Annotated in this window: 17 protein-coding genes and 1 riboswitch; of the genes, 6 read left to right on the top strand and 11 right to left on the bottom strand. The window is 62.1% G+C overall.

The features are described from left to right. Window positions 1-76: 76 nt before the first annotated feature. The 7 genes from AC07R0_RS24555 to AC07R0_RS24525 form a co-directional block, all read right to left on the bottom strand. Window positions 77-1,024 carry a cation diffusion facilitator family transporter gene (locus AC07R0_RS24555; protein ID WP_495106848.1) on the bottom strand — a complete coding sequence of 316 codons (948 nt, stop codon included), beginning with the start codon at window positions 1,022-1,024 and terminating at the stop codon, window positions 77-79. Window positions 1,025-1,048: 24 nt separating this feature from the next. Next, complete coding sequence (locus AC07R0_RS24550; RefSeq protein ID WP_495076584.1) at window positions 1,049-1,624, bottom strand: TMEM165/GDT1 family protein; 576 nt, start codon at window positions 1,622-1,624, stop codon at window positions 1,049-1,051. A 5-nt stretch (window positions 1,625-1,629) separates the two neighbouring features. Then, window positions 1,630-1,804: riboswitch (yybP-ykoY riboswitch) on the bottom strand. 29 nt (window positions 1,805-1,833) lie between these two features. Beyond that, window positions 1,834-2,610, bottom strand: coding sequence for an MBL fold metallo-hydrolase (locus AC07R0_RS24545; RefSeq protein ID WP_495076583.1), 777 nt, complete (start codon window positions 2,608-2,610; stop codon window positions 1,834-1,836). Window positions 2,611-2,630: 20 nt separating this feature from the next. Beyond that, entirely contained in the window at window positions 2,631-3,710 is a 1,080-nt protein-coding gene (gene bamC, locus AC07R0_RS24540) for an NlpB/DapX family lipoprotein (RefSeq protein ID WP_495106847.1), read from the bottom strand. A 91-nt stretch (window positions 3,711-3,801) separates the two neighbouring features. Next, window positions 3,802-4,683, bottom strand: coding sequence for a 4-hydroxy-tetrahydrodipicolinate synthase (gene dapA / locus AC07R0_RS24535; protein ID WP_495076581.1), 882 nt, complete (start codon window positions 4,681-4,683; stop codon window positions 3,802-3,804). A 145-nt stretch (window positions 4,684-4,828) separates the two neighbouring features. Next, window positions 4,829-4,954, bottom strand: coding sequence for a hypothetical protein (locus AC07R0_RS24530; protein ID WP_495076580.1), 126 nt, complete (start codon window positions 4,952-4,954; stop codon window positions 4,829-4,831). Between the two features lie 3 nt (window positions 4,955-4,957). Then, window positions 4,958-6,181, bottom strand: coding sequence for an MFS transporter (locus AC07R0_RS24525; RefSeq protein WP_495106846.1), 1,224 nt, complete (start codon window positions 6,179-6,181; stop codon window positions 4,958-4,960). An 89-nt stretch (window positions 6,182-6,270) separates the two neighbouring features. Between AC07R0_RS24525 and AC07R0_RS24520 the strand changes: the two genes are divergently transcribed. The 4 genes from AC07R0_RS24520 (at window position 6,271) to AC07R0_RS24505 (ending at window position 13,450) form a co-directional block, all read left to right on the top strand. Further along, complete coding sequence (locus AC07R0_RS24520) at window positions 6,271-8,247, top strand: DNA topoisomerase IV subunit B (RefSeq protein WP_495106845.1); 1,977 nt, start codon at window positions 6,271-6,273, stop codon at window positions 8,245-8,247. A 7-nt stretch (window positions 8,248-8,254) separates the two neighbouring features. Further along, window positions 8,255-9,061 (top strand): lytic transglycosylase domain-containing protein, encoded by an 807-nt coding sequence (locus AC07R0_RS24515; RefSeq protein ID WP_495106844.1) that lies wholly within the window; start codon window positions 8,255-8,257, stop codon window positions 9,059-9,061. A gap of 173 nt (window positions 9,062-9,234) precedes the next feature. Then, window positions 9,235-11,577: a DNA topoisomerase IV subunit A gene (parC, locus tag AC07R0_RS24510; RefSeq protein ID WP_495106850.1), complete on the top strand. Its 2,343-nt coding sequence runs from the start codon at window positions 9,235-9,237 to the stop codon at window positions 11,575-11,577. A gap of 94 nt (window positions 11,578-11,671) precedes the next feature. Continuing rightward, complete coding sequence (locus AC07R0_RS24505) at window positions 11,672-13,450, top strand: methyl-accepting chemotaxis protein (RefSeq protein WP_495106843.1); 1,779 nt, start codon at window positions 11,672-11,674, stop codon at window positions 13,448-13,450. A 12-nt stretch (window positions 13,451-13,462) separates the two neighbouring features. Here the strand turns inward: AC07R0_RS24505 and AC07R0_RS24500 are convergent, their stop codons facing one another. From AC07R0_RS24500 to AC07R0_RS24485, 4 genes are all read right to left on the bottom strand, one after another. Continuing rightward, a complete protein-coding gene (locus tag AC07R0_RS24500; RefSeq protein WP_495076575.1) occupies window positions 13,463-13,921 on the bottom strand; it encodes a RidA family protein in 459 nt (152 codons plus the stop codon). 90 nt (window positions 13,922-14,011) lie between these two features. Next, window positions 14,012-15,025: a transglutaminase family protein gene (locus AC07R0_RS24495; protein ID WP_495106849.1), complete on the bottom strand. Its 1,014-nt coding sequence runs from the start codon at window positions 15,023-15,025 to the stop codon at window positions 14,012-14,014. A gap of 59 nt (window positions 15,026-15,084) precedes the next feature. Then, complete coding sequence (locus AC07R0_RS24490) at window positions 15,085-17,670, bottom strand: circularly permuted type 2 ATP-grasp protein (protein WP_495076574.1); 2,586 nt, start codon at window positions 17,668-17,670, stop codon at window positions 15,085-15,087. Window positions 17,671-17,802: 132 nt separating this feature from the next. After that, window positions 17,803-21,378, bottom strand: coding sequence for a transglutaminase family protein (locus AC07R0_RS24485; RefSeq protein ID WP_495106842.1), 3,576 nt, complete (start codon window positions 21,376-21,378; stop codon window positions 17,803-17,805). Between the two features lie 117 nt (window positions 21,379-21,495). Here AC07R0_RS24485 and AC07R0_RS24480 point away from each other — a divergent pair, with 117 nt between their 5' ends. Both AC07R0_RS24480 and AC07R0_RS24475 read left to right on the top strand, forming a co-directional pair. Then, on the top strand, window positions 21,496-23,970 hold the full coding sequence (locus AC07R0_RS24480; protein WP_495106841.1) for a DNA internalization-related competence protein ComEC/Rec2: 2,475 nt from the start codon (window positions 21,496-21,498) through the stop codon (window positions 23,968-23,970). 127 nt (window positions 23,971-24,097) lie between these two features. Further along, window positions 24,098-25,603 (top strand): circularly permuted type 2 ATP-grasp protein, encoded by a 1,506-nt coding sequence (locus AC07R0_RS24475; protein WP_495076571.1) that lies wholly within the window; start codon window positions 24,098-24,100, stop codon window positions 25,601-25,603. Window position 25,604 lies beyond the last annotated feature (1 nt).

Below are 25,604 nucleotides of genomic sequence, written 5' to 3'. Positions count from 1 at the left end.
CGGCTGATATCACTGGCGTATTTCTTTCTCATCCGCCTATTTTCAGTCCAGCGGCGGATAGATCGTGAACAAGTTCTTAGGTCTTGGCAGCTAGGTGGTCCAGGTCGGGTTTGTCTGCCGGGTCCACATGGGTCATCAGGTTCAGCACCCGGTGGCGTAGCATCACGCGGCGCCGGGCCTCTACCGCAATGTCATGCCCCTGTTCGACCGTGATGTCGGCATGTACCACGATATGGGCGTCGGCCACGATCATGTCGCCCATACGCCGAGTCTTGATGTCATGCACGCCCACCACGCCCGGGGTTTGCTCAATGGTTTCGCGGATGGCGACCACCTCCTGCTCGTCTGCGGCCCGGTCCATCAGGTCGTGCAGTGCGGCCCAGCCAAAGGTCCAGCCCATGCGGCCCACCATGAAGCCCACAATCAAGGCTGCAATTGGGTCCAGCAAGGGGTAGCCCAATAGATTGCCCACAATACCCAGGCCCACTACCAGGGAGGAGGCCGCGTCCGACCGTGCATGCCAGGCATTGGCTACCAGCATGCTGGATTTGACCGACTTGGCAATCCGCAGCATGTAGCGAAACAGAAGTTCTTTGGCCACCAGTGCGCCCAAAGCGACCCACAGGGCCACCATGTGTACGCTGGCGATGCTGCTGGGTTGCTCCAGCTTCACTGCGGCATTCCACACCATGCCTACACCCACGGCCAGCAGCAACAGGCCCAACGCCAAGGAGGCGCCGGTTTCAAAACGCTGGTGGCCATATGGGTGCTCCTTGTCCGGGCCTTTGTGGCTATGGCGGTTGGCCAGCAGCACAGCAAAGTCCGCGACCAGATCGGACAGCGAGTGCACACCATCGGCAATCAGCCCCTGAGACTTCGAGAACACGCCGATGACAATCTGTGTGCCGCTCAAAACCAGGTTGACGACGACACTGACCCAGGTGCTTCTGGAAGCCGCCGCAGCCTTGATTGCCAAGTCGGCCGGTGTTTCTTCGGTGTTGTCGGTCAGCAGGGGTGTATCCATCAAGGCTCCATTTTTATGGCTTTACTAGAAGCCGAGTCCAGCGCCGGCGCCCATCAATGTGGCGATGCCGATGAGGGCGAAAAGGACTGCAGCAATGCGGTGTACCAGCTTGCTTGGAATGCGCTGCGCCAATTTGTCGCCCAGCAAGACTGCAGGCACGTCTGCGAGCATCATGCCCAGTGTTGTTCCTGCGACCACGCTGAAAAAGCTATGGTACTTGGCCGCCAAGGCAATTGTGGCGAACTGGGTTTTGTCACCCATTTCTGCCAGAAAAAAAGTTACCAGGGTGGTGCCAAAAATACCGAAACGCAGCAGCTTGGCGTCATCATCGTCGAGTTTGTCGGGTATCAGCGTCCAGGCTGCCATGCCGATAAAGCTTACGCCCAGTATCCAGCGCAGGATTTCCGGGCTGACGATGGAGGTAAGCCATGAGCCCACTGCTCCCGCAAATGCGTGGTTGGCGATGGTGGCGGCCAAAATGCCACCAATGATGGGCCAGGGCTTGCGAAACTTTGCGGCCAGCAAAAAGGCCAGGAGTTGGGTTTTGTCGCCGATTTCGGATAGTGCGACGATGCCTGTGGATACGAGAAATGCTTCCATGGGTGGGTTTTCCTTGGCCAGATGCGAGACGAATGACCACTCCACCCCCTGGCCGAACCGGGACGGTATGGTCAAAGGTCTTGCCAAGATTGAACCGCTTACGCCATGGTTGATGGGCAACCAAGTATGTTGACGTAAGCCCCATGCGCTGATGAGAGGCTACTCCCCAATGAAGCTGTGATGATAGCCGATGAATGTGGCAGTTCTGCCTACACCGCTACCCAATCCGCGCCCTGTGTTGCATCGGCCACACCGATCTGCAGGGTGTCGCAGCCGCAGGCTTGCGTCAGCGCGGCCAGGGCTAGGCTGGGATGGTTGTTCTTCTCGCTCAGGTGGGCGGCCACCACCTGGCGCAGGCCGCCCGAGATGAGGCATTGTGCAATCGCCGCTGCTGCATGGTTGGCCAGGTGGCCATACAGACCTCCCACGCGCCGTTTGAGGAAGGTGGGGTAGCGCGATGCTTCCAGCAGATCCGGGTCGTGGTTGCATTCCAGCAGCATGGCCTGGCAGCCCATCAGCTGCTCCAGCACATGGGGTGTGGCATGGCCCAGGTCGGTCAAGATGCCCAGCTGTTTGTCGCCATGCACGCAGCGCAGCTGCAGCGGTTCGCGCGCATCGTGCGGGACCGTGAAGGGGTGTAGTTGCAAGCTGCCCAGATCGATCGGACTCAGGTCGCGTGCGATATGCAGCAGGCCATCAAAGTCGGGCGTGCCTATGGCGGCCAGAGTGCCTTGGCTCATCCAGATGGGAATGCGGTGCTGCACGGCCCATTGCCGTGCACAGCCGACGTGATCACCGTGCTCGTGGGTGATGAAGATGGCATCGATGTGCCCGGGCTGTACACCGGCCAGGGCCAGCCGCTGGTCGAGCTGGCGGGTGCCAAAACCGCAATCGACAAGCACGCGCGTGGTGTGCGTGCCGGTCTTGGCTTCTACCAGGGTTCCATTGCCTGTGCTGCCACTGCCCAGGCTTTTGAAGCGCAGCAAGCGGAGCTAGCCGGTTGGGCTTATTTCAGATCGTCCGCAATGATCTTGATGATGCGCTGGGCATTGGCCGAGGTTTCCGGTGCGCCTTCGGCATTGAGTACCGCCACGGTGGTGGACTCGCCCGCGCTGCGCACCGAGATGCGGTATTTCAGCGGCTGTGCCGTGGTGTCCTTGCTGAACAGCTTGCTGAAGAAGCCGGGCTCCTTCTTGCTTGCGTTCGGCTCGACATAGCGAACGAAATACACGCCCTGGCTGCGGTCGCGGTCTTCTACGGTGAAGCCGGTGCGGTCCAGTGTCAGGCCGACACGGCGCCAGGCGCGGTCAAAACCATCGTCCAGTTGCACTACGGGCTGGCTGCCCTGTGTGGACACGCGGGCGCCGGCTTTGCTGGCTTCGGCCTGCATCACGGCCTTGACCTGCTCAGACGGAGCGCCCAGGCGCAGCATCAGGCGGCGCAGAAACTCGACTTCCAGCTCGGGATCGGTCGGGCGGGGTTCCCAGATGGTCTGGTCTTTGGACTGGCTGGTATAGACCTCCACCATGCCGCGGTGGCTGATGTAGATCTCGGTACCGCCGGTGGCTGTGCGTTCCAGGCGGGTGCGGAACTTGTCGCGTTCGCCGGTGGAGTACAGCGAGTCAAATACCTTGCCAATGGTGCTGCGGATGATGTCCTGCGGCAGCTTGGCGCGGTTTTCGGCCCAGTCGGTTTCCATGATGCCCAGGCTGGCCTGGTCTTCGGTCAATACAAAGCCGTTTTGCTGCCAGAAGTCACGCACGGGGCCCCACAGCTGGTCGGCCGAGCGGTTGATCACCAGCCAACGCTGTGTGCCCGAGCGCTCGATGCGAATGTCGCCCAGCGAAGAGGCGGCAGTAGGTGCGGCAGAAGCGACCTGGCCCACCTTGTAGTTGCTGGCGGTCACGGCACTGCCCGGTACCACGTATTTGGAGTCGCGGGTAAGTTGCGACAGGTCGGGTGGGACTTCGAGCGAAGGGCCTGCCTTGGAGGCGCTCTTGTAGTCGATCTTGTCGCTTTCCAGTACGCTGCAGGCGCCCAGGGCCAGTGTCAGTCCCAGCAATCCAACTTTTGCAATATGGTTCACGTGTCGTTCCTAAAAGGGTGAGGGCTTATGCCGCAATGGGTGGCCGGGCGGGATGCCCAGGGCTTTGTTACGGCAGGTGTCGCGGAATGGTTTAGATCAGGCCGCCGTTGCGCAGTGCGTCTTGTACTGTGGCGTGCAGATGGGGCGATAGCGGAGTCATGGGCAGGCGCATGGTGGCGCCGCACAAGCCCATATGGGCCATGGCCCATTTCACGGGGATTGGGTTGGCTTCCACAAACAGGTTTTTATGCACAGGCATGAGCTTGCGCTGGATTTCCATGGCGCCGCGTGCATCGCCCGCCATGGCAGCTACGCACAGCTGGTGCATCAGGCGTGGGGCCACATTGGCTGTGACGCTGACGTTGCCCTGGCCACCGCACAGCATCAGGGCCACAGCGGTAGGGTCGTCTCCCGAGTAGATGGCAAAGCCGGCTGGCACGTCGCGGATCAGCCATTGGGCACGTTCGATGTTGCCGGTGGCCTCCTTGATGCCGACGATGCCGGGCACCTGCGCCAGACGCAGCACGGTATCGTGCAGCATGTCGGCAACACTGCGGCCGGGCACGTTGTACAGCACCATGGGCAGGTCCACCGCTTCGGCGATGGCCTTGAAGTGCTGGTACTGGCCTTCTTGCGTAGGCTTGTTGTAGTAGGGCACGACCTGCAACTGGCAGTCAGCGCCCACGCCCTTGGCGAAGCGGGCCAGTTCAATGGCTTCGGCGGTGGAGTTGGCACCGCAGCCGGCCATGATGGGGACGCGGCCCTTGGACTGCTCCACCGAGACGCGGATGATCTCGCAGTGCTCTTCGACGTTGACTGTAGGCGATTCGCCCGTGGTACCAACCACGCCTATGCAGTCGGTGCCTTCGGCGATGTGCCAGTCGATCAGCTTGCGCAGGGTGGGGTAGTCCACGCTGCCGTCTTCATGCATCGGGGTCACGAGTGCCACGATGCTGCCAGTAATGGGTGTCATGTCCGCAGTCTCAAACGGGAAAATGGCCATTCTAACTAGAGCGTGTAACGGGTTTGTGCTGGGTGGCCGGCGTGGAAAATGCAGTTTTGCTATTAAATATATAGCTACTTGCGCAAGTATTTCCTGCGCTGGAGGTCAATTTCATTCAAAAGCAGGCCCACAGCTGATTGGCCATGTCTACCAGGAACTCAGGCCGGGTGTACAGCATGAACACGCCGGCCAGCACGGCCAGCGCAGCGCACCAGGCCAGTGGTTTGGTGCTGCGGCGCATCTGTCAGGCCCCTTGTGCTGCGCCTGCGGCACGGCGTATGGGCGCCTCCTTTACAGGCAGATTCACCAGCCCGGCGAACACGCCCAGCGCAATCGCGATGTACCAGACCAGGTCATAGTTGCCATTGCGGTCGTAGATATAGCCGCCCAGCCAGACGCCCATGAAAGAGCCGATCTGGTGGCTTAGAAACACAAAACCGCTGAGCATGGACATGTGCTGGATGCCGAAAATCTGCGCCAGCGCTGCATTCGTGGGTGGCACGGTGGACAGCCACAGAACGCCCATGGTGGCTGCAAACAGGTACACGCTCATGGGCGTCAGCGGCGCCAGCAGGAACAGGCTAATGACCACTGCACGTGCAAAGTAGATAAAGGCCAGGATGTTCTTTTTCTGCATGCGTTGGCCCAGCGTTCCCGCCAAGTAGGTGCCAAACACATTGAACAGGCCGATCAAGGCCAGTGCATAACTAGCCACCTGGGGTGACAAACCTTTGTCGCGCAGATAGCTGGGCATGTGCACACCAATGAACACCACCTGGAAGCCGCAGACAAAATAGCCGGCCATCAGCAGCTGGAAGCTGGGGTACTTGAAGGCTTCTTTTAGGGCCTGGGCAATGGTCTGCTCCCGGTGCGCCGGCTGGCCTGTACCAAAACCGGGTTCCCGCAGGCCCCAGGCCAGCGGCATGATCAGCAGCGCCGCGCAGCCCAGTATCACCAAGGCCTGCTGCCAACCGAACTGGCTGATCAGCAGCCCTTCGGTGGGCACCATCAGGAACTGACCGAACGAGCCGGCGGCGGCGGCGATGCCCATGGCCCAGGAGCGCTTGTCGGCCGGAACATTGCGGCCAATGACGCCGTAGACCACGGCATAGGTTGTGCCCGCCTGCGCCATGCCGATCAGCACGCCGGTGCTGAGCATGAACTGCAGCGGCGTTGCTGCATAGGCCATGCCGAGCAGACCCAGCGCGTACAGCAGCGCGCCGACCAACATCACCCGGAAGGCACCAAACTTGTCCGCCAGCATGCCGGCGAAGACGCCGCTGATGCCCCAGGCCAGATTCTGGATGGCGATGGCGAAGGCAAACGTTTCGCGGGTCCAGCCCTGGGCCTGGGTAATGGGCTGCAGCCACAGGCCAAAACCGTGGCGTATGCCCATGGACAGGGTGACGATGGTGCCGCCATACAGCAGCAATTGGGTGATGGATAAAGAAGGGGGCGTGCGGTTCATTCCAGTACTGTAGCCAATTTGCCGGAGTGTGAAGCCTGGGCTGTTGTTACATCCAGTATTTGTGGCGATGAACCACTACAATCCGCCGCATGGCAACCCAAACTTCTGCAACCCCCGCATATTCTGAAAGCTCGATCCGCGTACTCAAGGGCCTGGAGCCCGTTAAGCAGCGGCCGGGCATGTATACCCGTACCGACAACCCCTTGCACGTAATCCAGGAAGTACTGGACAACGCGGCCGATGAGGCGCTGGCAGGCCACGGCAAGCGTATCCGCGTCACTCTTTTTATTGATGGCTCCGTGGGCATCGAAGATGACGGACGTGGTATTCCGTTCGGTATGCACCCGGAAGAAAAAGCGCCGGTCATCGAGCTGGTGTTCACCCGCCTGCATGCGGGCGGCAAGTTCGACAAGGGCAAAGGAGGCGCTTACAGCTTCTCCGGTGGCCTGCACGGCGTCGGCGTGAGCGTGACCAACGCCCTGGCGCTGCGGCTGGAGGCTACCTCCCACCGCGACGGCTCGGTAGCCAAGCTTGTCTTCGCAGATGGTGACGTGGTCGAACCGCTGCAGGTGCGCAAGGCCGAGTCCGGTGACCGCAAGTCCGGCACCAGCGTACGCGTCTGGCCCGATCCCAAATATTTCGAGTCAGTGGCCCTGCCCATGGCCGAGCTGACCCACTTGCTGCGCAGCAAGGCGGTGCTGATGCCCGGCGTCACCGTGACGCTGACGGTCGAAAAGACCAAGGATGTACAGACTTGGCTGTACAAGGGCGGCCTGCGCGACTACCTGACCCAGACGCTGAACGGCGAGCTGGTCATCCCCATGTTCGAGGGCGAGGGCTTTGCCGACGGCGGCCATGAAATCTTTGCCGAAGGTGAGGGCGCCCAGTGGTGCGTGGCCTTTACCGAAGACGGCGCGCCGGTGCGCGAAAGCTACGTCAACCTGATCCCCACCACCGTGGGTGGCACGCATGAGCTGGGCTTGCGCGACGGCCTGTTCAATGCGGTGAAGAGCTTCATCGAGCTGCATTCCCTGCTACCCAAGGGTGTGAAGCTGCTGCCCGAAGACGTGTTCGCCCGCGCCAGCTTTGTGCTCAGCGCCAAGGTGCTGGACCCGCAATTTCAGGGCCAGATCAAGGAACGCCTGAACTCGCGCGACGCCGTGCGCCTGGTGTCCAGCTTTGTGCGTCCGGCGCTGGAGTTGTGGCTGAACCAGCATGTGGAATATGGCAAGAAATTGGCGGAGCTGGCCATCAAGGCCGCCCAGTACCGGCAAAAAGCCAGCCAGAAGGTTGAGAAGCGCAAGGGCTCCGGCGTGGCCGTACTGCCCGGCAAGCTGACCGACTGTGAAAGCCGCGACCTGGCGCAGAACGAGGTCTTCCTGGTCGAGGGCGACTCCGCTGGCGGCAGCGCCAAGATGGGCCGCAACAAGGAAAGCCAGGCGATTCTGCCGCTGCGTGGCAAGGTGCTGAACACCTGGGAGGTGGAGCGCGACCGGCTGTTTGCCAACACTGAAATCCACGACATCTCGGTTGCTATCGGCGTCGATCCGCATGGCCCGAACGATACCCCCGACTTGAGTGGCCTGCGCTACGGCAAGATCTGCATCCTGAGTGATGCGGACGTGGACGGCTCGCATATCCAGGTGCTGCTGTTGACCCTGTTCTTCCGCCATTTCCCCAAGCTGATCGAGTCCGGCAACGTGTACGTGGCCCGTCCGCCGCTGTTCCGCGTGGATGCGCCGGCGCGCGGCAAAAAGCCGGCGTCCAAGGCCTATGCGCTGGACGAGGGCGAGCTGACGGCGATTCTGGACAAGCTGCGCAAGGAAGGCGTGCGCGAAGGTGCCTGGAGCATCAGCCGCTTCAAAGGCCTGGGCGAGATGAATGCCGAGCAGCTGTGGGACACAACGCTGAACCCGGATACCCGGCGCCTGTTGCCGGTGCAGCTGGGGAGTGTTAACTTCGAGCAGACTGAAAACCTGATCACCAAGCTCATGGGTAAAGGCGAGGCCGGTTCACGGCGTGAACTCATGGAACTGCACGGTGATGCGGTTGAAATCGACGTTTGATGAAACCATGAATACTTTTGGCATCTACCGCAGATTCTGCCTGGGCTTTCTGCTACTCTTTTTGCAGCAGATGGCGCATGCGGATGTGTGGGGCTATATCGACCCCCAGGGTGTGGCGCATTTCTCGACCCTGCGGGAGGATGAGCGTTACGAGCTGTTCTTCCAGGGCGACGAAAGTTTTGACACCACCCAGGGTTTGCAGCCGCTCACCAGCGCGGCCCAGCCGGCACCCGGCGTTCCATCCAAGTTGTTGGCGTTTTTTGATATTTCTCCCAGCTACAAGCTGGTGAAACACCATTTGCAAGAGGCCGCCAACAAGCTCAGCATCGACTACGAGTTGCTGCAGGCGTTGATCGTCACCGAATCCGGTTTCAGCAGCACGGCCGTGTCGCCCAAGGGCGCCGTGGGCCTGATGCAGATCATGCCGGCCACGGCCGAGCGCTATGGCCTGGTGGGTGACCCCAAAAACAGCATTGAGCAAAAGCTGACCGACCCGAAGACGAATATCCGTATCGGTGCCCGCTACTTGAGCGATCTGATCCGTATGTTTCCCGGCCAGCTGGATTTGGCCGTGGCCTCGTACAACGCCGGTGAGGGCGCGGTACAGAAGGCTGGCAACCGGATTCCCAATTTCAAGGAAACCCAGGCCTACGTCAAAAACGTGCTGCAGCTCTACACCAGCCTGAAGCCTGCGGCTGCGACGGCCCAGCGCCGCCAACCGACGCGCGTGCGCATGGAGCTGGCCGGCGGGGCGTCTGGCCGCGGCAATATGCCGCCCAGTGCAGACGCCCCATTGCTGCGCGTGGCTCCCTGAATTCCCGCTAGGCCTGCTTGTGCCGCCCGGTGGCGGGCGGCCCTGTCTTTTTATTTCTTTTCTGCTTTGAAGTTTGTGCTTTGACCATGACCGACCAACCTGAATTGGACCTGCCGCAAGACCCGCCCCAACAGCCACCCCAGCAACCGCCAGAAGAGCCCGCGCTGATCGTGATGGACGATGGCGGCCAAAGCCTGGCTGGCTACGCCCAGCGTGCCTACCTGGAATACGCGCTCAGCGTGGTCAAGGGCCGGGCCATTCCCGATGTGACCGACGGTCAGAAGCCGGTGCAGCGTCGTATTTTGTACGCGATGTCGCGCATGGGCCTGGGCTTTGGCGGGCCCAACGGTGCCACCGGTGCCAAGCCCGTCAAGAGCGCGCGAGTCGTGGGCGATGTGCTGGGTAAGTACCACCCGCACGGAGACCAGGCTGCCTATGACGCCATGGTGCGCATGGCGCAAGACTTCAGCCAGCGCTATCCGCTGATCGACGGCCAGGGTAACTTCGGTTCGCGCGATGGCGATGGCGCAGCGGCCATGCGCTACACCGAGGCCCGTTTGTCCCGCATCACGACGCTGTTGCTGGACGAACTCGATGAAGGTACGGTTGACTTCGTGCCCAATTACGACGGCTCCTTTGAAGAGCCCAAGCAATTGCCAGCCCGTCTGCCGTTCAACCTGCTGAATGGTGCCAGCGGCATTGCCGTGGGCCTGGCGACCGAAATTCCCAGCCACAACCTGCGCGAAGTAGCCGATGCCTGCGTGGCCCTGATCAAGACGCCGCAGCTCAGCGAAGAGGAGCTGTTTGCCCTCGTGCCTGGCCCCGACTATCCCGGTGGTGGCCAGATCATCAGCAGCGCCGCCGACATCGCCGACGCCTATCGTACCGGCCGTGGCTCGCTCAAGGTGCGCGCCCGGTGGAAGATCGAAGAGCTGGCGCGCGGCCAGTGGCAGCTGGTGGTGCATGAGCTACCGCCGGGCGTCAGTACCCAGCGCGTGCTGGAGGAAATTGAAGAACTCACCAACCCGCGTATCAAGGCTGGCAAAAAGGCCCTGAGCCTGGAGCAGACCCAGCTGAAGGCCTCGGTGCTGTCGGTGCTGGACGTGGTGCGTGACGAGTCGAACAAGGAAGCTGCCGTACGCCTGGTGTTTGAGCCCAAGACCAGCCGTATCGAGCAGCAGGAGCTGATCACCGCGCTGCTGGCGCATACCAGCCTGGAAACCTCGGCGCCGGTTAATCTGACCATGATTGGCCTGGATGGGCGGCCCATGCAGAAGTCGTTGCGCCAGATGCTGCAGGAGTGGATCACATTCCGCCAGACCACGCTGCAGCGCCGTTCGCGCTTCCGTTTGGACAAGGTGCTGGCCCGCATCCACATCCTCGAAGGCCGGCACATGGTGCTGCTGAACATCGACGAAGTGATTGCCATCATCCGCACGGCAGACGAGCCCAAGGCTGCCTTGATCGCGCGTTTCAATCTCAGTGACATCCAGGCCGAAGACATTCTGGAAATCCGCCTGCGCCAACTGGCCCGGCTGGAAGCCATCAAGATCGAGCAGGAGCTGAAGAACCTGCGCGAAGAACAGGCCAAGCTGGAGGAGTTGCTGGCCAACCCCACCGTGCTGCGCCGCCTGATGGTCAAGGAGATCGAGGCCGATGCCAAACTGTTCGCCGATGCACGCCGTACGCTGATCCAAACCGAAAAGCGTGCCGTGGTCGAGGTCAAGGTGGTGGACGAACCCGTTACCGTGGTGGTCTCGCAAAAAGGTTGGGTGCGTGCCCAAAAGGGCTGGGCCAAGGATCGGGCCGCTGGAGCGGCGGCCGAGTACAGCTTCAAGTCGGGCGATGCGCTGTACGGCACTTTCGAGTGCCGTAGTGTCGATACTTTGCTGGTGTTCGGCACGGCCAAGGACAAGGTCGGTCGGGTCTACACCGTGCCGGTCGCCTCGCTGCCGGGTGCACGGGGTGATGGCCAGCCCGTGACCACGCTGATCGAGCTGGAGCCTGGTACCCAGGTGGCGCATTATTTTGCCGGCCCGGCTGCTGCTTGCCTGTTGCTGTCTAGCTCTGGCGGCTACGGCTTTCTGGCTACGGTGGACGACATGCTGTCGCGCCAAAAAGGTGGCAAGGCTTTCATCACCGTGGGTGAGGGCGAGACGGTGTGTGCACCGTCGCACGCCAGCGGTGGTGGCGGTGGCCAGCCAGTGCTGCCGGCAACCCATGTGGCCTGCGCATCGGTGGGTGGGCGTATTCTGACCTTCGAGATCACAGAGCTGAAGAATCAACCCAAGGGCGGACGTGGTCTGATGATGATCGATCTGGAAGACAAGGACAGCCTGGCCGGCGCCGTGGCTTACACGCGCAGCATCCGCATCGATGGTGTGGGGCGTGGGGCCAAACCGCGTTCTGAAACCCTGGAAATCCGTAGCCTGAACAATGCCCGTGCGGTGCGTGGGCGCAAGGGCAAATTAGCGGATCTGGGGTTCAAGCCGAGTGCTGTATTAAGGTTGGAATAGAGTATGTAACCGGGGTAATACCGGCTTCATGTTTTCGGGGGATGTCTGTCACAATTCGCGAAAGATGGAATGCACTCATTACAAGGAGCACAGCATGAAATTCAGCAATTTGCGAGTGGCGGCCAAACTCTGGTTGGCGGTGGGGGTTGTCGTAGTTCTCGTGCTGATGTTGGTTGGGCTGCTTGGGTTTCGTTCCGCGAAATTGGCGATTGAAGGGGCAACGGCGCAGCGGGGTATGGAGCTGCGTGTGGTGCGTTCTACCCAGTGGGCCGGTTTGACGGCGCTGAATGCGGTGCGGGCCGAGGCCGGCTTGATGAGTTCGGATGCTTCGGTCAGCGAGGCGTTTAAGGAGCCGACTGCGGCGACCAGTAGCCAAATTACCGAGATCCAAAAAGAGATCACGGCCATGGAGTTGTCGCCTGAGGACAAGGTTCAGCTGGACAAAATTGCGGCCAACCGCAAACTTGTGCTGGATTCGCGGGCGCGGGCATTGCAGCTCAAAAAAGATGGCAAAACCGACGAGGCCCAAGCTTTGCTGAAAGGCGAGGTGAAGACCGCAGTTGTCAATTATTTGAGCGAACAGCGCAAATTCGTGGAAATGCAGGAGCAAGCCCAGGCACGATTGGAGGTGGAAACCAATGCGCAGCGGGCGATGCTGTTCCAGGTTGTCTGTGTGGGGCTTGCGCTGTTGGTGCTGGGATTGTTGGGCGGCGCATACTGGTTGATCAATAGCATCCGGCAGTTGCTGGAGCAGGCTAATTTTGTGGCGGCTCGTATTGCCGAAGGTGATCTCAGTACAGAGATTGATTCGACCCGCCAGGATGAGTTTGGCGATCTGCTGCGGTCTCTGCGCGCAATGAGCCAGTCACTGGGACTAATGGTGCACCAGGTTCGTCAGAGCACGGACAACATTGCGACCGTCAGCGCTGAAATCGCCAGTGGCAACAATGATCTGGCTGCCCGCACCGAGCAGACAGCCAGTAATTTGCAGCAGACAGCTGCGTCCATGGACCACTTGACCAATACTGTGCGTCAGAGTGCCGACAGCGCACACCAGGCCAGTACCTTGGCGGCGAATGCTTCCAGCGTGGCGCAAAAGGGGGGTGAAGTTGTCAAGCAGGTGGTGGTGACGATGGAGGACATCAATGCCAGTAGCAAGAAGATTGCGGACATCATCGGCGTCATCGATGGCATTGCCTTTCAAACCAATATTCTGGCGTTGAATGCGGCTGTGGAAGCGGCCCGTGCGGGCGAGCAGGGCCGTGGTTTTGCGGTCGTGGCCAGTGAAGTGCGCGGCCTAGCGCAACGCAGCGCCCAAGCCGCCAAAGAGATCAAGAACTTGATTGATAGTTCTGTGGAGAAGGTGGAGTCGGGCGCACGACTGGTGGCGCAGGCTGGCAGTACCATGACTGACATCGTGCAGTCGGTCAAGCGTGTGACCGATATCGTGGGCGAGATCACCTCGGCGGCCAACGAGCAAAGTTCGGGCATCGGTGAAATCAACCAAGCCGTGGTGACATTGGATCAAATGACCCAGCAAAATTCAGCCTTGGTGGAAGAAAGCGCGGCTGCAGCCAGCAGTATGCGGGAACAGGCGGCGCAGTTGGCATCCGCCGTGGCGGTGTTCAAAGTGCCCCCATCTATCCAGGGTCAGTCCACGCTGTCCCGGCATGCTGCACCGGCCAAAGCCGCTGTTGCCACTGGCCACAGTACCAAGCCCGCAGCCAAATTGGACACCCAAAAACCTGTTGCAACTGCGGCAGCGAAGAAGGTGGTCAGCCCTCCAGCACGGACCTTGGCTGCGCCCAAGGCAGCTGTCGCAAGCCGGCCCAGTGCCTCAGCGGGCGGCGAAGGCGACTGGGAGACTTTTTAAGCCGAGGCTGGTTTACGCGACTTCCGCAACCAGTTCGATCTCTACGCAAGCACCCAAGGGGATTTGCGCCACGCCAAAAGCGCTGCGTGCATGCGCGCCTTTCACTGGGCCGAACACTGTGCCCAGCAATTCACTGGCGCCGTTGGTCACCAGATGCTGCTCCGTGAAGTCAGCGGTGGAGTTCACCAGGGACATGACTTTGACGATGCGGGTGATCTTGTTCAGATCGCCGACTGCAGCGTGCAGCGTGCCCAGCAGGTCAACCGCCGCAGCGCGGGCGGCCGCTTGGCCTTCGGCAGTGCTGATGTTCTTGCCGAGCTGTCCCACCCAGACCTTGCCATCCTGCTTGGCCAGATGGCCGCTCAGGAACACCAGATTGCCGGTTTGTACAAAGGGTACATAGGCTGCTGCCGGCGTAGAAACGGGGGGCAGGGTGATGTTGAGTTCTTTGAGCTTGGCGTAAATGTCCATGGTGCTTCCTTATGATGAAAAATGGTTGTAGCGCAGGTTTTATCTGCGCAGGCAGCTATCTATTTGATAGTAAGTGGGCGCAGGTTCAGTTCAGGATTGCCATTGCATGGGTGAGGGCAACCAGCTGCTGCTTTGGGATTGGCTTTGCGATGCGCCGCTGTCTGCTTGGCCTGAACCGGTCTGCCCCTGGCGTTGGGTCAGGTGGGCATAGGATACCGGCGCGGCTTCCAGTGGCATCACGGTGACGGCGACGCGCAAGGTGTGGCTGGCGCCGCCATGGATGACGCCGCGCATCGGTGACACGTCGGAATAGTCACGGCCTGTGGCCAGGGTCACATAGTCTTCACCCGGCATGCGGTTGTTGGTGGGGTCGAAGTCACACCAGCCCTGGTCACCCACAATGTCGGGCACATAGACGGATGCCCAGGCGTGGGAGGCGTCACTGCCAATCAGCCGGGGTTGGCCTGGTGCCGGGTGCGTCAGTAGGTAGCCGCTCACATAGCGAGCCGGTAAGCCCATGGCACGGCAGCAGGCCACCATGATGTGGGCAAAGTCCTGGCATACGCCTTGGCGTAGCGCTAGTGCCTCTACTGCGGGTGTATTGACCTCGGTGCTTTCGGATGAATACGTGAAGTCGGTATAGATGCGCTCCATCAGGTCCTGTGCCGCTACCAGCAGGGGTACTCCAGGAGCGAAGCTGGGGCGTGCATAGGCCGCGAAATCGTCATGGCGCGGCACATAGGGTGAGGCAAACACGAATTCTGCTGCCGGATTGAAGCGGCTGCCGGCTTGGTAGCGAAAGCGCTCGCGCACCTGTTCCCAGGGCACGCCGCTCTGAGCCCAGGCGGGTTCGCGGGTGTTGACCACGCTGCGGGCGATCACGCACAGTTTTTCATGGGCGGCCTGCAGCGAGAAGAACGAGCACAGATTGCCGTACACATCCAAAGACTGGGTCAGCTGGCTGGGCGTGGGGCTGATTTCCAACGTATGGCTCAGTAGCTGCTGGTGGGCACTGCTGGGCGGGCGCAAATGCGCTACGTGCTGGGCCGTTTCAACTGCCGGATGGTAGGTGTAGCTGGTTTCGTGGGTGATTTCCAAGCGCATCTTGGTGGCCTTTTCAATGGGTTGCGCCGTGCGCGGCCTGGCGGGCATGCGGGTGCAACTCAGGCTCCCAGGCTTCGCTTGGCGTCCCGCGAGTGGGTGAAGTAGGTGGCGCTGATTTCATCCGAGGTGTCATAGGCACATTGTGCACATTGCGTCAGCAGCCGTATCAGGTGGCTGTAGTGCCCCTGGGCGTCCACGCTGCACAGCTTGGCCAGATCCCAGTCGGCCGGTGCCACCACCTTTTGGGCCATGGGGCTGAGCTCATTCGGCGCGCTGCCAGCCAGCTTGGCCAGGCGACCACGCAGGGTCTGGGCGACCCAGGCCAGCGAGCGGGGGTTATCGCGGTCCAGCACCAGCAGGTCCAGCAGGGCCACGACTTCGCGGCTTTGCTGGTACTGCGAATGGAAGGTGATGCTGCTGTCAAACAGCGACACCATGGCTTCAAAGCCGCCGGTGTTGGCCACGGATCCGGTTTTGAAGCCACGTGCCAAAGCGCTGGACAAAAAGCCCAGACGTTCGATATGGCGGCCAATGCTGAGCAGGCGCCAACCGTCATCGCGCGTCATGCGGTCGGTCTGGGCGCCGGTCATGGCGGCCAGATGGGTGCTGGTGGCTTCAAGTACCTGCAAGGCTTCGATGGGAGAAAAGTCGCCGCCACGGCCATTGCGGGCGCAGCGGCTGAAGAACTTCTCCTCGGCGCGCAGGATGACGTTCCAGTGCTCTTGCGACAGCCGTTCACGCAGCGTGGCGGCCGTGTTCTTGATGGCCCGCAGGTTGTAGCCCACGCTGTGCGCGGCATTGGGGTCGGCCAGTGCGGCGATCAGTGAGCGTTCAAACACCCGCCGAGCCTGCAGCGGAGAGGGTACAGCGGCCAGCACCAGGCCATGCTGTACCGACATCTCATGCAGCCAGGACAGGAAGGGTGTGGCCGTTTGGTCCTCGCCCCCCAGGCCTTCCAACGTGACGCGTGCCAGGCGTAAGGTGTTTTCGGTACGCTCGGCATAGCGTCCCAGCCAGAACAGGTTTTCAGCGGCGCGGCTGGTGACGCGGTGGCTGCGCCGGGTCACGGCCTCGGGTGACAGGCTGGTATGCAGCAGCGTGGTACGGTCCACTTCGCCCTGGGCCTTGACCCATACGTCGGCGCTGCTGCCACCGCGCTGCATGGAGGCCACACTGTCGCCAGCATTCACCATGCGCGCCAGGCCGCCAGGCAGTACGCGCCAGGACTGCGGACCATCCGACACAGCAAATACGCGCAGCATCGTGGAGCGCGGCGCAATGCGTGCCGGTTGGCCGGGCTGGGTACTCCAGGTGGGCATTTGCGACAGCGGCATATAGCCTTGCACTGTGTATTCGTCACCCTGGCGCAGGATGCGGCCGGCCCATTCGTCCAGTTCGCGGCGCGACAGAGATTTGCCCAGCACGGCGTCAAACGAGCGGCGGCTGGCAGCACCCTGGTAGGTTGGCTTGATCACGCAGTTGCCGAGTTCGGGCAGGGCGGCTTCCATGGCGGCGCGCTCGCCACACCACCAGGTCGGCAGGGCCGGCAGTTGCAGGTCTTCGCCCAGCAAGTGGCGCGACAGGGCCGGCAAAAAACCCAGCAAAGCGGGGGATTCAAGGAAGGCCGAACCGGGCGGGTTGGCCATCAGCACATTGCCCGCGCGTATGACTTGCAGCAGCCCGGGGACGCCCAGGCGGGAGTCAGGCCGCAGCTCCAGCGGGTCCAGAAACTGGTCGTCCAGGCGTTTCAGCAGTCCGTGCACTGGCTCCAGGCCCTTGAGGGTCTTGAGGTACAGGCGCTGGTCGCGCACCGTGAGGTCGCTGCCTTCTACCAACGTCAAACCCAGGTAGCGTGCCAGGTAGGCGTGCTCGAAATAGGTTTCGTTGTAGGGGCCGGGGGTGAGCAGGGCGATATGGGCGTCCTTGCCTGCCGGGCTCATGCGCTTGAGACCATCCACCAAGGCCTGGTAGGTCGCGGCCAGCCGCTGGATGTGCATGGACTCGAAGGCTTGCGGGAATAGGCGCGAGATGGACAGCCGGTTTTCCAGTAGATAGCCCAGTCCCGAAGGGGCTTGCGTGCGCTGCGATACCACCCACCAGTTGCCGTCGGGGCCGCGCGCCAAGTCAAAGGCTGCCACGTGCAGATGGGTGCTGCCCAGGGGCTGCACCCCATGCATGGAGCGCAGATAGCCAGGGTGGCCTTGCACTAAGTCGGGCGGTAACAAGCCTTGCGCCAGCAGTTGCTGGGGGCCGTAGATATCGGCCAACACACGGTCCAGTACGCGCACGCGTTGCAGCACGCCGGTTTCGATTTGCTGCCAGCTTTCCGGGGTGACGATCAGCGGGAACAGGTCCAGCGACCAGGGTCGCTGTGGGTTTTCCGGGTCGGCATAAACGTTGTAGGTGACGCCGTTGTCGTGGATCTGGCGCCGCAACTGTTCGGTGCGCCGGTTCAGGTCGGCAAAGCCGCTGGAGCCCAGGTGTTCAAAGAAATGGTTCCACTCGGGTACCAGGGGCGCGCGCTCGGCGGCGGACTTGTGCGGACTGGCGTCGGATGCCCTGGCTTGGCCGCGTAACTCATCAAAATGCCCTAGGGCTGCGCTGCGCGCAAGCACAGACGCCAGGGCTCGTGGGTCCTGCGACATGGGCATTTGAAATAGGGGGGTGTTCTGATTTTCCACAATTCACCCAATTGTCACACCAGATGAGGGGGCAAACGCCGCAGGCGGATGCCCCCGTGCATAAACATATGCCACCCGTTACGGGCGGCGGGTGGATCAGCGACGCAGATCCAGGGTGAATGGGAACTCGCGGCTGCCGGGCACGTTGATGGTGGCCGGGGGGACGCGCATTTCGCCAGGGGTATGCCCCATGCGTGTGAAGCGCGATAAACGGCGGCTCTCTGCGGTATTCGCATTGACCGGGAAGTTCTCGTAGTTCACACCGCCTGGATGGGTCACGAAGTACTGGCAGCCACCTACCGAGTGCTTCATCCAGGTGTCCACGATGTCGAAGGTCAGCGGCGCGTGGATGCCGATGGTCGGATGCAGGGCCGATGGCGGGTTCCAGGCGCGGTAGCGCACGCCCGATACATATTCGCCCACGGTGCCCGTGGGTTGCAGCGGCACGGCATGGCCATTGCAGGTGACGACGTAGCGGCTTTGGTTGAAGCCGGTCACGCGCACTTCCATGCGCTCCAGGGACGAATCCACATAGCGGGCGGTGCCGCTGGACGTGCTTTCTTCACCCAGTACATGCCAGGGCTCCAGCGCATTGCGCAGGGTCAGCGTCATGCCATGGGTCTGGATGTCGCCTACCAGAGGGAAGCGGAATTCCAGGTGCGGTGCAAACCAGCTGCGGTCGAAGGCATAGCCTGCGGCCACCATTTCGTCGATCACGTCGTTGAAATCCATTTCGATGAAGGCCGGTAGCATGAAACGGTCGTGCAGCTCGGTACCCCAGCGCGTGGCGGGCGCCTTGTAGGGCGTGTTCCAGAAGCGGGCCACCAGGGCGCGCAGCAGCAACTGCTGGGCAATGCTCATACGGGCATGCGGCGGCATCTCGAATGCGCGGAACTCCAGCAGGCCCAGGCGACCCGTGGCGCTGTCGGGCGAGTACATCTTGTCGATGGAGAACTCGCTGCGGTGGGTGTTGCCGGTGGCGTCGATCAGGATGTTGCGCAGTGTGCGGTCCACGATCCATGGCGGCATGTCTTGGCCGTATTTTTCACGGTTCTTGGCGACTTGCTCGACCGCGATTTCCAGCTCGTAGAGCTGGTCGTTGCGGGCTTCGTCCACACGCGGTGACTGGCTGGTCGGGCCGACAAACATGCCGCTGAACAGATAGCTCAGGGACGGATGGTTGTGCCAGTAGACCAGCAGGCTGGTGAGCAGCTCGGGCCGGCGCAGGAACGGGCTTTCCGCCGGGGTGGCGCCACCCATGACGAAGTGGTTGCCGCCGCCGGTGCCCACGTGGCGGCCATCGGTCATGAACTTCTCGGCGCTCAGGCGCGATTCAAATGCGGCGTTGTACAAAAACTCGGTGTTGTAGACCAACTCGCCCCAAGAGGTGACAGGGTGTACGTTGACCTCGATCACGCCGGGGTCGGGTGTCACGGCCAGCAGCTTCAGGCGCGGGTCGCGTGGTGGTGGGTAGCCTTCGAGTACCAGCTTGACGCCGAGTTGCTCGGCCGTGTTTTCCACGGCGGACAGCAGTTCAATGTAGTCCTCCAGCAGCTCCAGTGGCGGCATGAAGACGTAGATCACGCCGGACTTGGTACCCACGGCTTCGGCCTTGGGGCCGCTGGCGCGGCGCGGGTCGCGTACTTCCACGCACAGCGCGGTACGTCCTACCCAGTATGCAGACTCGTTGCGTGCCGGCACGCGGTTGAAGTCGGTGGGCTCGGTTTGCCCGGGGCGGGACGCGTTCGCCAACGGGGGCACTGCGCCGAGTGCGCTGGCCGAGCCGTCCTGGCGTTGCCGCGCGGCTTCGGGCTGCGGCGTACCACCGGCCTGGTAGGGCATGCTGGCACGCTCGGTCAGGGTGGGCACCTGGGTCGGACGCAGCGGGCCGCCTACGGCGGTGGCGCTGCTGGTGAAGCCGGTTGCGCGCGGCGCAGCCCGGTTGGCGTAGCGGGCGTAAATGCTGCTGGATTCAGGCAGGCCGGGGCGTGGAATCGACGGGTCCTGCTCGATCATGTAGGGGAACTCGGCCTCGCTGACCCATGGCAAGGAGTCCAGCGGCAGGCGGAAGCCCATGGGCGAATCGCCGGGCATCAGGTACATGCGCTCGTCGCGCAGGAACCAGGGGCCGGTGGTCCACACCGGGCCGGCCAGGCGTGGGCCGTCGGCGGGGCGCACGGGCAGCACATAGCCGATCACCGAGTCCAGCTTTTGCTCGAAAACACGGCGCAGGCGGGCGCGTTCCATCTCGTCGCTGAGCTTGGAGTTGAACGGGTCTACGTTGACGGGCAGGCGGCGTTCGCGCCACAGGTAGTACCACACGTCTTCGTAGGCGGGCAGGATGAATTTGGTGGTGATGCCCAGGTTTTCCGCCAGGCGCTCGCTGAAGCGGCGGGCGTCTTCGCTGGTGTAGTTGGAGGCTTGGCGTTCATCGGCAAACAGGGCGGGGTTGCGCCACACGGGCTGGCCGTCGGCACGCCAGAAGATATTCAGCGCCCAGCGTGGCAGTTGCTCGCCGGGGTACCACTTGCCCTGGCCAAAGTGCAGAAAACCGCCCTGGCCGTATTCGTCACGCAGTTTTTGCACCAGCTCGGTAGCGAAGCCGCGCTTCGTGGGGCCCAGGGCATCGGTGTTCCACTCGGCGGCGTCTCGGTCGTTCACGGCGACAAAGGTGGGCTCGCCGCCCATGGTCAGGCGCACATCGCCGGCGACCAGGTCCTGGTCCACTTTTTCACCCAGGGCCAGCACCTCGGCCCATTGCTCGTCGGTATAGGGTTTGGTGACGCGTGGCGATTCATACAGGCGCGTGACCTGCATGTGGTGTTCGAACTCGACCTCGGCCTTGTCCACGCCGCCTTCAATCGGCGCGGCGCTGGAGGGCTGGGGCGTGCAGGCCAGGGGGATGTGGCCTTCGCCTGCAAACAGGCCTGAGGTGGCGTCCAGGCCGACCCAGCCGGCACCGGGCAGGAAGACTTCGCACCAGGCGTGCAGGTCGGTGAAATCCACGGTGGTGCCGCTGGGGCCGTCCAGGGCTTTCACGTCGGGGGTCAGCTGGATCAGGTAGCCAGATACGAAGCGTGCCGCCAGGCCGCAATGGCGCAGCAACTGCACCAGCAGCCAGCCGGAGTCGCGGCAGGAGCCACTGGCTTTCTCCAGGGTTTCTTCTGGCGTTTGCACACCGGGCTCCATGCGGATCAGGTAGTTGATGTCGTGCTGGACCTGTTGGTTGATGGAGACCAGAAAGTCATTGGTCGGCTGCTTCTCCAGATTCAGCTTATCCAGATAGGCCTGCACCAGTGGCGTGACAGGCTCGGTTGCCAGATAGGGAGAGAGTTCTTCCTTCAGGCCGTCCTTGTACTTGAAGGGGAAGTGCTGGGCCTCGGGCTCCAGGAAGTAGTCGAAGGGGTTGTACACCGCCATTTCGACCACAAGGTCGACGGTGACCTTGAATTCGGTGGTTTTCTCGGGAAACACCAGGCGAGCCTGGTAGTTGGCGAACGGGTCCTGCTGCCAGTTCACGAAATGGTTGGCGGGTTCGATTTTCAGCGAGTAAGAGATGACATTGCTGCGGCAATGGGGGGCAGGGCGCAGACGGATGACTTGGGGGCCGAGGTTGACCGGGCGGTCGTACTTATAGTGCGTAACGTGGTTCAGTGCGGCGTGGATCGACATGTATGTGTCTCTTGGTAGCTGGAAAGTTCTGGCCAGACAACGTCTTGGCCTGCCCGCATACTAGCAAGTCCTGAGCCACGAGAATGTGTAGATACTGTGGCAGTTCAACATAACTCTATGCAAAACCCATGGCCGTCTGAGATTAAACGCGTGGTGCTGGTGGCTCCTGGCTTGGCAGGCTGGGTGGCGGGTACGGCGTTGCAGCTCGGGCAGGCGCAGCTGTGGTCTTGGCAGGTTTATGTGTTGATCGTGCTGCTAGCGCTTGTTTTGATTGCGTGTGTAGCTATCAAAAGAATAGCTTTTGCAGCGCCTTGGATGCATGGGATGGCCCGATGGGCCTTGGCTTTTCTGGGTGCCTTGCTGCTGGCCTTTGGGTCGTGTGGCCTGCGCTGCTCGGCCTTTGTCCAAACCGCACTGGCCCCCGCGCTGGAGGGGCGAGACATCACGGTGGTCGGGATGGTGGCGCAGATGCCACAGCGTACCGAGTCGGGCCTGCGTTTTCGGCTGGAAGTGGAGTCTGCCCGCATGGGCAATGCGCCGGTTGCCGTGCCGCCGCGCATCGATCTGTCCTGGTATGACGGCGTGCTGGCTTTTGGCGCGGGTGGCAGTGCTACGCAATGGGAGCTGCAGCGCCAGCTGCCAGACCTGCGCGCCGCCCAACGCTGGCAGATGACACTGCGCTTGAAGGCGCCGCACGGCGGGCGCAATCCCCATGGATTCGACTTCGAGCTGTGGCTGTGGGAGCAGGGCGTGCAGGCCACCGGCTATGTGCGTGCCGGCCCCAATGATGTAGCGCCGCAACTGCTGGACAGCACCTGGTGGCATCCGGTGGAGCGGGCGCGCCAGGCAGTGCGTGACGCCATTTATTTGCATGTGGCGGACCGCCATTTGGCCGGCGTGATTGCGGCCCTGGTGGTGGGTGACCAGGGTGCCATCGAACGAACCGATTGGGATATGTTCAGAGCCGCTGGCGTAGCCCATTTGATGTCCATCTCCGGGCTTCACGTGACCATGTTTGCCTGGCTGGCTGCGGGCTTGGTGGGTTGGCTATGGCGGCGCAGCGATGTGCTGGGCTGGCGCGCCGGCCTGTGGCTGCCGGTGCCGCAGGTGGCTTTGGTGGGTGGGTTGATGTTGGCGCTGGTCTACGCGGTATTCAGTGGCTGGGGTGTGCCCTCGCAGCGCACGGTATGGATGCTGGCGACGGTGGGCGTATTGCGCTTGAGCGGCCGCAGCTGGCCCTGGCCCTCCGTGTGGCTGCTGGCTTGTGCGGTGGTGGTGGCGATTGATCCCTGGGCCTTGCTGCAGGCGGGGTTCTGGCTGAGTTTCGTCGCGGTGGCCGTGCTGTTTGCTACAGATTTGGGAGCTGCTGGCGCAGGTGATACCAGCGCTGGAGGCCGATTCCGCTCCATGTTGCGTGAGCAGTGGACGATTACGCTGGCACTCACGCCCTTGACGCTGCTGCTGTTCCAGCAGGTCTCGGTGGTGGGCTTGCTGGCCAATCTGCTGGCCATTCCCTGGGTGACGCTGGTGGTCACGCCCTTGTGCATGCTGGGGGTGCTGCTGCCGCCGGTGTGGCAGCTGGCTGCCGGCAGTATCGATGGCCTGGGCTGGGTTTTGCAGTATCTGGTGCAGCTGCCATTTGCTACGGTTTCGGTAGCTGCTCCCGCACTGTGGATAGGCGCTGCAGGCGTTTTTGGCGGTGTGGTGCTGGTGTTGCCGGTACCCTGGAGTGTGCGTGCGCTGGGTTTGCCTATGTTGTTGCCGGTGCTGTTGTGGCAGTCGCCGCGTCCGCCTGAAGGTCAATTTGAATTGCTGGCGGCCGATATCGGCCAGGGCAATGCCGTGCTGGTGCGCACGGCCCACCACAGCCTGCTATACGACACGGGCCCGCGCTGGGGCCAGGACAGCGATGCCGGTCAGCGGGTGCTGCTGCCTTTGCTGCGCGCCATGGCCGAGACGCTGGACACGGTGGTGGTCAGCCACCGCGACAGCGACCACAGCGGCGGCGCGGCCTCGGTGCTGGGGCTGCAGCCGCAGGCGGAATTGCTGAGCTCCATTGAATCCGGCCACCCTTTGCAAACGCTGCGCTCGGTCACACGCTGCGCCGCCGGGCAGGGTTGGGACTGGGATGGCGTGCGGTTTGACGTACTGCATCCCCTGGCGGGCGACTACGCCGGCCCCGCAAAACCGAATGCGCTGAGCTGCGTGCTACGCGTGTCGAACGGCGCACATACCGCCCTGTTGGTGGCCGATATCGAGCAACCCCAGGAGGCGCGTTTGGTGGGTGGGGCGGACACCCTGCGGGCCGATGTGCTGCTGGTGCCCCACCACGGCAGCAAGACTTCCAGCAGCCCGGCGTTTCTGGACGCGGTGCGACCCCGTTTTGCGCTGGTGCAAGCGGGTTACCGCAACCGCTTTGGCCACCCCGCGCCGCCCGTGCTGGCGCGCTACCAGAAGCGCGGCATCCAGGTGGTGGACAGCAGCCACTGTGGGGCGGCCACTTGGCAGTCGGTGGCGCCGCAGCGCGTGGTCTGCGATCGGCAGCAAGCGCCGCACTACTGGCAGCACCAGTTGGCGGATGGAGCGCTCTGAAATGTCGTTACGATGGATGCGGCGAACATAGGTCCCAGCGTTGTGCGCTTAATTTGTGCGAGTTGCGCATTTACACATCAACATGGCTCGTTACTTGCTATTCTTTGGTTTCAGGAGATGAAAACTTATGCAGAAATTTGACGAAATGTATACAGCGCTACCGTATGAGTTTTTCTCTAAGGGAAAGCAGATCCGGGATCACTACAAGATCTATGACGCATGGCTGGCCAAGCAGCCGGGCGACATGATGGCCAAGCGGCGCGAAGAGGCCGAGATGATCTTTCGCCGCGTCGGCATCACCTTTGCCGTGTACGGTGCCAAGGACGAGGACGGCTCGGGCACCGAGCGCCTGATCCCGTTTGACCTCATCCCCCGCATCATCCCTGCCCACGAGTGGGGCAGCATGGAAAAAGGTCTGGTACAACGCGTCACTGCGCTGAACCGCTTCATCCACGACGTCTACCACGACCAGGAAATTCTGAAGGCCGGCATCATCCCGCGCGAGCAGGTGGTGAACAACGCCCAGTTCCGCCCCGAGATGATGGGCGTGGACGTGCCGAACAACATCTACTCGCACATCTCCGGCGTGGACATCGTGCGCGCCCCCGATGCCCAGGGCAACGGTGAGTACTACGTGCTGGAAGACAATCTGCGCGTGCCCAGCGGCGTGAGCTACATGCTGGAAGACCGCAAGATGATGATGCGCCTCTTCCCCGACCTCTTCAGCAGCCACCGCGTGGCACCCGTGGCCCACTACCCCGACCTGCTGCTAGAGACCTTGCGTGCTTCTGCACCCGCTGCCACGGCCGACCCGACGGTGGTGGTGTTGACCCCCGGCATGTACAACAGCGCCTACTTCGAGCATGCTTTCCTGGCGCAGCAAATGGGTATCGAGCTGGTGGAAGGTCAGGACCTGTTCGTCAAGGACAACTTCTGCTACATGCGCACCACGCGTGGCCCGAAGCGGGTGGATGTGATCTACCGCCGCGTGGACGACGATTTCCTGGACCCGCAGGTCTTCCGCCCGACCTCCACCCTGGGATGTGACGGCCTGATGGCCGCCTACCGTGCCGGCAACGTGACCATCTGCAACGGCGTGGGTACTGGCGTGGCAGACGACAAGTCCATCTATCCCTATGTGCCCAAGATGATCGAGTTCTACCTGGGTGAAAAGCCCATCCTGAACAACGTGCCCACCTTCATGTGCCGCAACAAGGACGACCTGGCCTACACCCTGGCTAACCTGAAAGACCTGGTGGTCAAGGAGGTGCATGGCGCCGGCGGCTACGGCATGTTGGTGGGGCCGGCATCGACCAAGGCAGAGATCGAGGAGTTCCGTGCCGCGCTGTTGGCCAACCCTAGCGGCTATATCGCCCAGCCCACGCTCAGCCTGTCGAGCTGCCCGACTTTTGTGGAGTCTGGCATTGCGCCGCGCCACATCGATTTGCGGCCGTTTGTGCTGTCTGCCAAGGAAGTGCAGATGGTGCCCGGTGGTTTGACCCGCGTGGCCCTGAAAGATGGCTCGCTGGTGGTGAACTCGTCCCAGGGCGGCGGTACCAAAGACACCTGGATTCTGGAGGACGACTCCGTACCCGCGACCGTGCCTGCCGTGCACAGCCAATCCCAATCCTAGA

It is taken from the genome of Rhodoferax sp. GW821-FHT07F03 (assembly GCF_059418745.1).
This window is presented reverse-complemented; position numbering and strand designations above follow the sequence as displayed.